This window comes from Spiroplasma endosymbiont of Phyllotreta cruciferae, from assembly GCF_918697755.1.
In genome coordinates, this window is the sequence record NZ_OU953854.1 from 636,120 (window position 1) to 648,280 (window position 12,161).

General features: G+C 27.6%; 14 protein-coding genes, 3 tRNA genes and 1 pseudogene. 16 read left to right on the forward strand and 2 right to left on the reverse strand.

Annotated elements, in window-relative coordinates:
- The first annotated feature begins 7 nt into the window (after window positions 1-7).
- The 8 genes from NL276_RS04210 to NL276_RS04245 all read left to right on the forward strand — a co-directional run bounded on the left by NL276_RS04210 (window position 8) and on the right by NL276_RS04245 (window position 5,054).
- Complete coding sequence (locus NL276_RS04210) at window positions 8-478, forward strand: Fur family transcriptional regulator (RefSeq protein ID WP_253301325.1); 471 nt, start codon at window positions 8-10, stop codon at window positions 476-478.
- Window positions 479-915: 437 nt separating this feature from the next.
- Window positions 916-1,077, forward strand: coding sequence for a hypothetical protein (locus NL276_RS04215; RefSeq protein WP_253301326.1), 162 nt, complete (start codon window positions 916-918; stop codon window positions 1,075-1,077).
- Window positions 1,078-1,155: 78 nt separating this feature from the next.
- Window positions 1,156-1,500, forward strand: coding sequence for a hypothetical protein (locus tag NL276_RS04220; RefSeq protein ID WP_253301327.1), 345 nt, complete (start codon window positions 1,156-1,158; stop codon window positions 1,498-1,500).
- Window positions 1,481-2,038, forward strand: a complete 558-nt coding sequence (locus tag NL276_RS04225; protein ID WP_253301328.1) for a M60 family metallopeptidase — start codon at window positions 1,481-1,483, stop codon at window positions 2,036-2,038. The genes NL276_RS04220 and NL276_RS04225 overlap by 20 nt, the downstream gene beginning before the upstream one ends.
- Window positions 2,039-2,799: 761 nt before the next feature.
- Window positions 2,800-4,293 carry a lipoprotein gene (locus NL276_RS04230; RefSeq protein ID WP_253301329.1) on the forward strand — a complete coding sequence of 498 codons (1,494 nt, stop codon included), beginning with the start codon at window positions 2,800-2,802 and terminating at the stop codon, window positions 4,291-4,293.
- Window positions 4,294-4,706: 413 nt separating this feature from the next.
- Window positions 4,707-4,782: transfer RNA gene (locus NL276_RS04235), tRNA-Trp, on the forward strand.
- A 92-nt stretch (window positions 4,783-4,874) separates the two neighbouring features.
- Window positions 4,875-4,949: transfer RNA gene (locus NL276_RS04240), tRNA-Trp, on the forward strand.
- A gap of 12 nt (window positions 4,950-4,961) precedes the next feature.
- Window positions 4,962-5,054 (forward strand) — tRNA-Ser (locus tag NL276_RS04245).
- Between the two features lie 51 nt (window positions 5,055-5,105).
- On the opposite strand, the gene NL276_RS04250 is transcribed toward NL276_RS04245, so the two are convergent.
- Together NL276_RS04250 and NL276_RS04255 are read right to left on the reverse strand one after the other, a co-directional pair.
- The gene (locus tag NL276_RS04250) at window positions 5,106-5,963 is read right to left on the reverse strand and encodes a DegV family protein (protein ID WP_253301330.1); all 858 of its coding nucleotides are present in this window, start codon (window positions 5,961-5,963) and stop codon (window positions 5,106-5,108) included.
- Window positions 5,964-5,977: 14 nt separating this feature from the next.
- Entirely contained in the window at window positions 5,978-6,820 is an 843-nt protein-coding gene (locus NL276_RS04255; protein ID WP_253301331.1) for a DegV family protein, read from the reverse strand.
- A gap of 219 nt (window positions 6,821-7,039) precedes the next feature.
- Between NL276_RS04255 and NL276_RS05250 the strand changes: the two are divergent.
- From NL276_RS05250 to tyrS, 8 genes and pseudogenes are all read left to right on the forward strand, one after another.
- Window positions 7,040-7,534, forward strand: a pseudogene (locus NL276_RS05250) (zinc-binding metallopeptidase family protein).
- Window positions 7,535-7,714: 180 nt separating this feature from the next.
- Window positions 7,715-8,041, forward strand: coding sequence for a zinc-binding metallopeptidase family protein (locus NL276_RS05255; protein WP_256468766.1), 327 nt, complete (start codon window positions 7,715-7,717; stop codon window positions 8,039-8,041).
- A gap of 2 nt (window positions 8,042-8,043) precedes the next feature.
- Window positions 8,044-8,667, forward strand: coding sequence for a YtpR family tRNA-binding protein (gene ytpR, locus NL276_RS04270; protein ID WP_253301333.1), 624 nt, complete (start codon window positions 8,044-8,046; stop codon window positions 8,665-8,667).
- Window positions 8,660-9,682 carry a nicotinate phosphoribosyltransferase gene (locus NL276_RS04275; protein WP_253301334.1) on the forward strand — a complete coding sequence of 341 codons (1,023 nt, stop codon included), beginning with the start codon at window positions 8,660-8,662 and terminating at the stop codon, window positions 9,680-9,682. The genes ytpR and NL276_RS04275 overlap by 8 nt, the downstream gene beginning before the upstream one ends.
- A gap of 41 nt (window positions 9,683-9,723) precedes the next feature.
- Window positions 9,724-10,791: a hypothetical protein gene (locus NL276_RS04280; protein WP_253301335.1), complete on the forward strand. Its 1,068-nt coding sequence runs from the start codon at window positions 9,724-9,726 to the stop codon at window positions 10,789-10,791.
- A gap of 81 nt (window positions 10,792-10,872) precedes the next feature.
- The gene (locus NL276_RS04285; protein ID WP_253301336.1) at window positions 10,873-11,226 is read left to right on the forward strand and encodes a hypothetical protein; all 354 of its coding nucleotides are present in this window, start codon (window positions 10,873-10,875) and stop codon (window positions 11,224-11,226) included.
- Window positions 11,227-11,228: 2 nt separating this feature from the next.
- On the forward strand, window positions 11,229-11,735 hold the full coding sequence (locus NL276_RS04290) for a hypothetical protein (protein ID WP_253301337.1): 507 nt from the start codon (window positions 11,229-11,231) through the stop codon (window positions 11,733-11,735).
- A 43-nt stretch (window positions 11,736-11,778) separates the two neighbouring features.
- On the forward strand, window positions 11,779-12,161 hold a 383-nt coding region (gene tyrS / locus NL276_RS04295; RefSeq protein ID WP_253301338.1), incomplete at its 3' end, for a tyrosine--tRNA ligase.

Consider the following 12,161-nt stretch of genomic DNA (forward strand, 5'->3'; position numbering starts at 1 on the left):
GGCAAAAATGGCATTATCATATGAAAGTATTGTACAGTTATTAAAAAACAAAAATTATCGAATTACTGAAATTAGATTGGCAATTATTAAAATTTTAACAGAAAAACAACATTTAACTTTATCAGAAATTGTTGAGTTGTTAGAACAAGAATTTAAAAATGTTAATTTAATGTCAGTTTATAATACAATCGACTTATTGATTGGTGAACATGTTGTTTTTACCAATTCTTTTGATGGTAAGCAAATTTGATATGATTTAGCTGAAAACCCATCATTTCATATGATTTGTGACATCTGTAAAAATGTTGTTCATATTAAAGATTCAAAAATTTTACAAGAAATTAAGTTAGATAACTTAAAAGAAGTGATGACAAATACTAATTGAAAACCAGTTCATTTTAAAATTGAAGGACATGGAATTTGTGATCAATGCCATAATAAAAAAAATGAACATATTCATTTTGATGAAAATGAATAAGATGAAAATTACCATAAACTTTTTAAAGGGAAGGTAATTTTTTTATTTTTACATTTTTTTGTAAAGTTAATTACTAAAAATAAAAACAATAATTTGATATAATAATTAAATGTTATGGTTTTTTATTAACCCCAAAAAACAAATAGAATAGGGATGAAAGATTTATGTTAATTATTTATAATATTAGATTTTATTATGAAGTTATTCTTTTAATTAATTTTTTACACACAAAATTTCTTTCTTTTCTTAATAAAAAACGCCCACCTTCGTATATTTAATTTTTTAAAATTAAAGCATAAGGAGGGATAAAATCTAATGAAAAAAATATTTTTTATAATTTGAAATGTTTTTATTTTTCTTGCTTTAACTTTTTTAATATTATTTTTGATAATTTATGTTTACAACAATAATGAGCGAATTAGAAATTTATATGAAGATTGAACAAACGAAAAAAAGGTGCAAAAGGTGAAAAGGGTGACAAGGGCAATGATGGTAACAAAGGGGATAAAGGTGATGATGAAAAAGATAACCATGGTTCTTTAATAACTTCTGAGGAAATGGCAAATCGTGAAGACTGTGGTTCTTTAACATATTCTTAATTTAATCCAACAGGATACTATCTAGAAGGTCACAATAGTTATACAGTTACATTAAATCGTAGTTTAATGGACAATTAATTGGGGAAGATTAAATTATCCATTGGGCAATGGGGAAAATATAAAAATATAAACGAAAACAGAGAAGATGTTTTCATAGAGGTTTTGATTTCAACAAAAACCAATATTGTTACTTTTTCTTTAAAAATTAATTGGGTGCTTTATCTTGCTGATAATAATCAGACTAATTTAAGAGTAACTAGCGTAATAGCAGAAAAACATAACGGTATTATTAAAATACCAACTTTTAAAGTAAATAAAACAGATCAAACTGAATTTATTGAACAAGTTAAGACAACAAAATCACCATTTTGTTGAATTTGTTGCAAAAAATTATTTTGCGACAATGCAAACAGATATGATTAAAAACGTGGTTATACCACGTTTACAACATTATTTTAATATAACATTAAATCATTGAGATAATGTTTGAAATTGAAGCAACGAACTTCTTGGTTTAAATGAAAATTATACCGATATTAATAAAAAATATACACAGTATATTCATATTGTTAATCCTGATGCTGGTGGTGGTTATGCAAGTAATACTACTGCTCGTATGGTTTTTCAAAATAGCACTTCTGCGGGACAAAATTTATTTTTAGATAAAATTTATGATCAATGATCATTGTGACACGAAACAGGGCACAGTTATGCTATTCCACAATATTCTATTACTGAAGTTGTTAATAATATTAATTCATTATATATTCAACAAAAATTAGGGATTCAATTAAGAATTTATAAAGAAAATGAAAAACAACAAGCAATTAAGGAATATTTAGCACAACCAAATGAGAAAAAAGATTTTACTAAACTTGGTGGTGATCTTGGTCTTTGAACTAAATTAGGAATGTTTTGACAATTGCATATGGCATTTGGTAATATTTTTACCCGTTATTAAATCAAACATATCGTAGAATTAATCAATAACCTAATTCAAGTAAGCGTTTTAATAATGATGACAAAAAACCCAAGAGTTTATTAGAATTTCTTCGCGAGTAAGTGGTTATAATTTAACACAATTTTTTAATGAATGGGGAATACAACTAACTGTAGAAATAAAAAATATTATTGGTGTTTTAAAACCATTAACAAAACCAATTTGAAATAATATTGGTGAACCAATAACTGAGCACAATCCAATTGTTCAAAAACAATTATAATTTTTTAAAAAGGTAAAAGGTGTTTTAAAAAATGGTAATAATTTTTCTAGTAATTGTAGAAAACTAATTAGTTTGATTGGTACAATTATATAAAAACATATATTATTAAAAATAATAGTTAAAGTAAAATAAATGAAATATGATAAATATAAGCAATAAGATAGCTAGTTATATACTAGTTATTTTTTATGGACCTATATTTTTTCAATGATAACAGTAATCAATTTTGAGTAAAACAATTCATTTAGAAAATCTAAATTAACTACTAAAAATAAGGTCAATAATTTGATATAATGATTAAATGTTATACTCTTTTTATTAACACAAAAAGCAAATAGAATAAGGGGAAAAAATTTATGTTAATTGTTTGTAAAATTATTCTTCTAATTAATTTTTTGCATACAAAATGTTTATGTTTGTTTCGTAAAACACATATTCCTCCCACATTTTAATTTTTAAATTTTGAATAAATATAACTAAAGTAAAAGAGGAAAAAACAATGAAAAAACTATTAAGTATTTTAGGAACAATAACATTAGTTGGAACCGTTGCACCAAATGTTGTTGCCTGTCATAACAAAAAAATTATTGGCAACGAAAGTATTGCAGCAAAAGACATTGAGGTTTTTAATGAAATTCAAGCAAAAGCTATTGAGAAAATTAATCAAAAAATTAAAAATATTCCATATGTAGATAGTATGAAAAATAATTTATCAAAAATCTATTCCAAAGTAAATAAAGGTGATACTGAGCCTTATCAATTAAAATTAAATAATTCGGATGATAATAAATTATCCACTTATTTTATTAATAATTTTACAAAAATTTTTGACGATGTTAATCGTGACTTACAAAACGAATATTTAAATTATTTTACTAATGAGTTGCCATTAACTTTAGATGATCAAAAAAACATTGTGAAAGTTAGTTTTATTGATGTAGAAAATTTACGCAATAAATTTCCTAGCGATGTTAATCCAGAACCATTTTCAGCTGTTCGGGTTGATTACAAAGCAACCATTCAATTAAAATTTAAACAAATGTATGCTAGTTTTGAAATAACAAATATTTATAATGTTACCGAAAATGTGAACACTTTACGGGCTTTTTCTGATAAAGCAGTAGTTTTTCTAATTGAAAATATTAAGGATTATTTCTTAGAATTAGAAACTGTTGATCTTTCAGAAAATAAAATTTTTAAACCATTATATGATCAAATGATTTGAGATTTTTCAAAATATACCACTGAATTAAATGGTGTTTTAAAAAATTCATTTAAGGAATATATTGCTAGTAAAACTGAATTTAAAAATATTATTATAACTTATAATGATACTGATTTAATTAAAAAAGAACAAGATGGTCAATTAACCGCTGATAACAAAGTTTTTAATGGATTATCTAAAACCAAAAAAGCAAGAGATTTATCACTAGCAAATTGAGTTGACCCCAATATTAGTAAAAACGATCCGTGAAAAAGATTATCAGGTGCAACTGTAGAAAATTTTGTTAATTTTTATAAAACCAAAATTGGTGATGTTTTTAATATTGATAAAGATGATAACTTAAATCTAGGTACTTTCAAAATTAATTTAAATTATTTAAATGTTTTTGGTCTTGGTTTATCTGGTAATGTTAAAGATAAAAATGATGAAGATTTAACAATTGCATTAAATTTATCTGGTAAAGCAATTGATAAAAAATTAATTAATTGAGGAAAAATAGTTGTTCAATTTATTAAATACTCAGATGATTTAGGAGAACACACCAGAGTTATTGTTTCTAATATTTTTAATCTTTTAACTGTTTATAAGCAAGATTTTAAACAAATGGTAATAAAAAATCAAAAGAATGGTTTAAAAAGTGTTGTTAAAATTATCATTGATGGTTTTAAAAACTCAGATGAAGCAAAAGATTTAGAAGATCTTGAATTATTTAATTTAATAACACATCCTTTCTTATCAAATCAAATTAGTCATTCAAGAAGATATTAACCAAATATATTAGTTTGGGATAAAGAAATAGAAGAAAAATGAGCAGTCATGTTTACATTTGGTAAAAGTTTTGATGCTGGTTTATATTATTCTTTTGCATCAAATCAAAATTCTGATGAAATAGTTGACCCTGAAGTATCGTCTAAAGGTAATGCTTAGAAAGCTTGTAAATTGTCAAATTAAAGGCAAGTTTTTAAGAAATTAAAATTTGAGCTAGACATTTTAAACACATTTAAAAGTGTTTTAAAGTTTAGCTTTTTTAATTTTTTATTTAAGAAGGTAATTGTCTTTTTGTTAAAAATTTGGTATTGTGCCATAAACTAAAATTTAGAAAATAAATAAAATTATTTGCTATTTCAAATTATTTTGTTAAAATAGTTAAGTGTCAATTCTGATACTTAACTTTTTATTTTAGGGGTATAGTTCAAGTGGTAGAACATCGGACTTCAAATCCGAGTGTTGTGGGTTCAAGTCCTGCTACCCCTGCCATGATGTTTTATAAGATGAAAGTATGAAAATACTTTTTTTATTTTAGAACTATTATTATTTTATAATATTTGTGTTATGATTTAAAAGAATTTAGGGGTGTAGTTTAATGGTAGAACAGCGGTCTCCAAAACCGTACGTTGTGGGTTCAAGTCCTGCTACCCCTGCCAGGATAATAAAATGGAAGTATACCCAAGTCTGGTTGAAGGGGGCGGTCTCGAAAACCGTTAGGTGGAGTGATCCATGCAAGAGTTCGAATCTCTTTACTTCCGCCATAAAAATAAAACAAAAAAACCATTTCTAATTTAGAAATGGTTTTTTTTGTTTTATTTATTTTCTGGAATTGCAACAAAGGCAATTGTATCTAAGCCAGCATGAGCAACAAAAATATTAGCTAATTGTTCGGTATGATAATTTATTTTTAATTCGTCTAATTTTTGAGTAACATTATCTCAAATTTTATCAGTACATTGATTTGTTTTTAAAACAAATAACTGAAATTTTTCTTTGACTGTTTTTTTAAATTTATCTGATGTTTCAACTAGTACTTCAATTAAATTATTTAATGTTCGTGATGAATCAATTTTTTTGGGATATTCACCTCATTGAATTAAAATTTTAATTTTAAATAGATTAATCAATGATAATAACACTTTTCCAACGCGCCCCCCTTTTGATAAGCGTTCTAAACTACCAGGGATCATTGCCATATATGTTTTTTGTTCTAAGGCATTTGTTTTTGCAATAATTTCTTGAACAGTGAGATTTTGTTGTGCTAATTCATTGGCATAAATAACTAATGTTTTTAAAGCAAAAGCGGCCGTGTGGTTACGAATAACGTGGACTTTTCCGCGATATTGTTTTTCTTGGCTTAAAGTATAAGCAGTTGCATATTGACTTGATAGTTTTTCGGCAATAGGATAATGAATAATTTCGTCATATGTTTTCAAAATTTCATCATATTTTGCCATTAATTCTCCCGTTGAAGCTTGGCTTGTTTTAGTACTTCCTGTTTTAACAATATCATAGAAGTGGTATTTTTTTATTTCTTCTTCAGTATCTAAAATATCGGTTTCGTTATTTAAAATAATATGTAAAGGAATAACATGGATTCCTAATTCTTTAATTTCTGCTGTTGTAAAACCGGCTGATGAGTCAGTTAGTATTGCAATTTTTTTATTCATAAAGTTATTCTCCTTTATTTATCTCAACACACTAGGACCACGGTATTAGGGCCGGTGTGAGCAGCAATAATGTTTGCTAGAATGTATGTTGAAGTAATTATAGCACCAGCATTCTCAATTATTTGATAAACTTCGTTTAAAGTTTCGTTATTTGTTTTAGAATGTAGTAAAATAATATTTTTTCAATTTTCGCGTTCTTTTTTAATTTGACCAAAAGCTGTTTCAACAGCTTTTTTAAATGTTCTTGTTTTGTCAAATTTATCAATTCGACCATCATATCTTAAAATTGGTGTTATTTTTAATAATGATGCTAGTGCTGCTGCGGCAGCAGTAATTCGACCACCTCGTTTTAGTGTTTCTAAACTCTTTGGAATAATAAATGCACTAAATTTTGTTTTAATTACATCAATTCTTGGTTGAAATTCTGTTAATTCAACACCTTCTTGAATTCAACTGTAAATTAAATCAATCATAAAAACTAATAGTTCACTAACGCCATCAGTATCAATAACAAAGACCTTTCCTTTATATTCTTCACCTTGTGATAACATTGAAATATTTTCATGTTGGCCCGATAAACCTTTTGACAGTCCTACAAAAACAATATTATCGTACTTTTTCAATAATTCATTTCAAGTATTTAACATTTTTCCCATTGGAATTTGGCTTGTTTTAATTACTTGGTGTTCTAAGATATCATAAAATTCATTAAATGAAATAATATCTTCATCATCTTCAACTTCACTCCCATCTGTGAAATTTAATAATAATGGTAGTAAATAGGTATCTTCATATTTTTTTAATTCGTCCTTCTTGATTCCTGACGATGAATCTATTATTAATGCAACCTTACGCATAATTAACCTCCATTTATTTTCTATAAATTTAATTATCATTGAATTTTAATTATTATATTGTTAAACTATTAACAATATAATAATTATAAACTTTGATATAATAATTTCAAGAACGAAAATAAGATAAAAATGAAAATTACTAACTAAAAGAAAATAATGTATGAAAATATTTTGCAAGCATTTGGGCCATCGGGGTGTGAAGAGAAAGTTATTACATTAATGAAACAATATTATCAAAAGTATACAACAGAAATAATTCAAGATAATTTAGGAAGTTGTTTTGCGGTTATTCGTAATAAAAAAGGAATTAAAAATGCTAAAAGGGTAATGCTAATGGCGCATGGTTATGAAGTTGGTTTTATGGTTAGTCAAATTAATGAAAAAGGATTAATTCTAATTAATCCATTAGGAGGAATTTGATAACAAACATTATTAGTTAAGCGGGTAAAATTATTAAAAGATGATGGAACTTTTATAACCGGAGCAATTTCGGCAATTGCTCCCCATTTGTTATCACCAGAAGCACGCTTAAAACCAACGCCAATTAGTAATATGCTAGTTGATTTTGGATTTACTTCAAAAGCAGAAGTATATGCTGCTGGTGTTCGGGGAGGTAATTTTGTTATTTGTGAATGACCAACTGTTTTTTTAAATGACAAACGATTGTTATCAAAGGCAATTGATAATCGAATGGGTGTGATTTTAGGATTATAAGTATTAGAACAAATTAAAAATAAGGGATTAGATTTTGATTTATATGTTGGTTTTAGTGCTCAATAAGAAGTGGGAACTCGTGGCGCAGCAACTGCGACAACGTTAATTAAACCAGATTTTGCAATTGTAACAGATGTTTCACCAGGGCAAGATTATGAATCAACAAATACCTTTGGTTAGTTGGGGCAAGGTGTAATGTTGCGAGGAATGGATAATGGTTATGTTACTCGGCATGATTTGATCAAATATCAACTTGATTTAATGCAGCAACATCAAATTAAGTATCAATTTTATATTTCCCCGGGTGGTACTGATGCTGGACGTGTTCATTTAGTGGATTGTGGAATTCCGACAATTCAGGCTTGTTTAATTGCTCGTAATTTACATACAATTAGTGGTATTATTGATTTAGATGATTTTAATGAAACAATTAAGTTGGCAACAACTATTATTGAAGATTTAAATGAGACAAAGATTAAGAATTTTAATTGAAGTGAGAAGAAGTAAAAATGGAGACAGTATTAATTGGTTTATTCTATCAGCCGGATTTTGATGTTTTAGTTGGGTATGAACCAATCGTTACGCAAGGAGAACATACGATTAAGAAAGAATGGGTTTTCTTTCATAATAAAAATATTCAATGTCATAGTTTTAATTTGTTAAATGCTAGTCAGCATTTAACAACAAAATTAAGACCGGGTATTAATAGTGATAATCAATTATTATTAACAGAGTTAGCAACAATGTTTAAAAAACGAGGGTATCTATTTCATAATATTAATAATAAACCCCATTTTATTGTTGGTCAAATTTTAGAACGTAAGCAACACCCTAATTATGATAAATTAAATATTTGTCAAGTTACGATTGGTTCTGAAATTCTTCAAATTATTTGTGGAGCAGATAACTGTGGGGTTGGTCAGTTAGTTGTTGTCGCACGAGTTGGTGCAATTATGCCCCCAACATTACAAATTGTTCCTAGTGAATTACGAGGTGTTATGTCAAATGGAATGTTATGTTCAGAACGAGAATTAGGATTATCATCTTCTAGTATTGGTAAAAAAATTATGTTATTATCACCAAAACAATATCATCTTGGAAATAGTTTTTGAAAGGAATATTATAATGAGTAAAATTAAAACAGGATATTATAGTGCCGTTTATTTTTTAAAAACAGCTAATATTTTAAAAAATGAGAAACCAAATGATATTATAACAATGCAATTTTTTCAGCGGGAAGAAAATGTTATTTTGGCGGGGGTTAATGAGTGTGTTGAATTATTAAAAACAGAAGCTTTTAACCCAGAGACACTTGAAATTACAGCTTTGACTGATGGTGATGTAATTCAACCAAATGAGCCGGTGTTAAAAGTTGCGGGGCATTATTATCAATTTGGTCATTTAGAAGGAATCATTGATGGTATTTTAGCACGACAAACTAGTATTGCGACTAACTGTCATCGAATTTTACAGGTAGCAAATAATAAACCAGTTATTTATATGAACGATCGTAGTGATTATTATTATAATCAAGAAAATGATGGTTATGCTGCTAAAGTTGGGGGAATTACAAATTTTGTGACAACAGCTCAGGTAACAAAATTGACAGGGAATTATGAACCAATAGGAACTGTCCCGCACGCTTTAATTCAAGCATTTAATGGAGATTTAATTGTGGCACTACATGCTTATCAACGATTTTATCCAACTGATAAATTAGTGGCCTTAGTTGATTATAATAATGATGTTATTACTGATACTTTAAAAGTAGCAGTTGAATTCCCAAATTTATATGCGGTTCGTGTTGATACATCGCAAGCTTTAGTTGACAAATATTTTCTTGGGAAAGAAAAACAATACCCACTTGGTGAAATTAACGGGGTAAATAAACATTTAGTTTGTGCTTTACGCCAACAATTAGATCAACAAGGTTATGATTATGTTAAAATCATTGTTTCTTCAGGATTTAATGTTCAAAAAATTATTGAATTTGAGAAGGAAGGAGTGCCAGTAGATATTTATGGTGTTGGTCAATCTTTAGTAAAAATTAATATTGGTTTTACTGGTGATGCTGTGCAATTAAATGGTGTTGATCAAGCCAAATTTGGTCGGCATAACATTATTTCAAATCGACTAGTTAAAAAGTAAGAAATGTTTTATAATATAGGTAAATAAAGGGGGTTTTCATGATGAGTGAAAATAAAAACCAAAAAATCGAATCTTATTATAATCATGATGATGCTTATCCTCATCTAAAGCGTGAACAAAAACGACAACAAGAAGAAGTATCAAAAGCAACTAATATTGAACCTCCAGCTGAGGAAAAACCTTCTTTAAATTCATTGGGAGAAGTTATTTCACCATTGTATGGGAAAAAACTTGATGGGGCTAATGATTTTAAAAGCACGATGAGTAGTTATGAACATAATTTGCATTATGAATTAGAAGGTGCTGCTTCTAATTCAATTAATGAAATTATTGAACAAAAAATTGTTGATAAAAAAGCTGAGTTAGCAAAAATCCATGTTGTTGAAGAAAAAGTTTCAGATGCTGAAAAAGTTAATATTGAACAATATTTTAAAAAATATAATCCATTGACAGATGGTGGCACAATTAAGTCAACTTTAAAAAATCGCAATAAATTATCAGAACAAGCAGCCCAAACCGTATCATTTTTGTTTAAACCACGTAAAAATGGGGAAAATGTTTTTGGGGAACGAACAGCTGAATTAACATTGGAGTTAGAACAAATTAAACAAAAAATTAGTAATCCCAAACCACGTTATCAAGTTGATGAGTATGAACAAACGGCGTTGTTCGAAGGATTAGAAGAACAAAAACTAATTAATGAACAAATTCGTCAAGTGGTTGCAGAAGCTTATCATATTGATGATAATTTTTCCGAAAATATGCCATTAGAACAACGCCGTAGCTTGATTAAACACAACTCAACTAAAGCAGGAGCAGTTCGATTTAAGACCCTACTTAATTTACAAGAGAGTAATTTAAATAATCAATTCTTACGTCGTTCAAAACCAATCGCACAATATCATCAAAATTTGCATGATTTACGAAAAGATGATTCAAATTCAGAAACAAAACATGTTAATGATTATTATACTAAACGTAATCCATATTTATCACGTATGTTAGAATTGGAAGAACGTACTGCGCGAGAAGCTGAGGAAAAACGAAAAGAACGCGTTAAGGCTCAAATTAATGAAAGTAAAAATCTTGATAAAGATGAGAATAAATAAGGATTTTTATTTTGATATTAAATAAAATAAGTTATAATGTAAAAGTAATATTTAATTTGATTAGAAAAAAGGGTGGAAGAAATGATATATATCTTAGCAACTAGTGACGATTTATTAATTTCACAAACAATTTTAATTATTGTTTTATTATGTTTAGCGATTGTATTTTGTTGTTATGGAATTATTGCCGCTCGGAAAGTTTCAATTGCTGCTAAGAAATTTGATTATTTTGTTGAAGACTTAACTTATAAATCAGAAATGTTAAATTCTACTGTTGACACAGTTGTTAAAGTTTCAAATTATATTGATGTATTTGAAGCCTTTGCTAAACGGAATGTTAAGGCATGGGTAAAAGTTATTGCTCGTAATAAAGATATTGCTTATCGAATTGTTGATAAATTAAAAGATTTTGCTAATTCTGATGAGAAGGAATAATTATGGCTTTTAAGTTTGTTAAAACATTAGCAATTATGGTAACGGGGATGCTTATTGCTCCTAAAAAAGGATCAGAATTACGGCAAGATTTTATTAATTTAGTTAAAAAGTATAATCCACAATTGAAAAAAATGGTTAATAAAATTGAAATTGTGTGAGAAAAATCACAAGGAATCGAATCAGATGAAGTAGCGGCGGATATTGAATTACGAATTAAAGATGTTAAGGGTGCTGTAGAAATTTTAGATTCTGCTTCAACGAAAGAAATGGCCTATAAAGCATTAAAAAAAATTGATGTTGGGGCTGTAAAATTAATTAAAGCTGCGGCAAAATCACCAAATGTTCGGGCAGTTGCGAAAGATTTAGCTAAAATAACAGTTTCTGCAATTGATGCCGGAATTAAGGTAACGGAAGATTTGAAAAAAACATCAGCGTCAATTTCAGAAAAAATTATTGAAGAGGAAAAACCTAATCAACTTAAAAAAATCGTAAAAGTCGATAAAGAATAACTCTAACATTTTAGATTTTTTTAAATAGTAGAGGGAATAAATGATGGTAAAAGATATTATAGAAGAATTAAAATGACGAGGTCTATTAAAGCAAGTAACTAATGAAACAAAATTATTAAAAGCCCAAGCTTTAAAAAAAAGGGTTTATTGTGGTTTTGATCCAACAGGCGATTCATTACATGTTGGTCATTTAATTCAAATTATGTTGTTAAAACGTTTTGAAATGTTTGGTTTTCAGCCAATTGCTATTATTGGTGGTGGAACCGGAATGATTGGTGATCCAAGTGGTAAAAAAGCAGAACGGATATTATTAGATGACCAGACGATTATGCATAATGTTCAAGCAATAAGCACCCAAATGCAACAATTAATTGGAAAAAATGTACGAATGGTTAATAATGCTGATTGGTTACAAAAAATGACTTT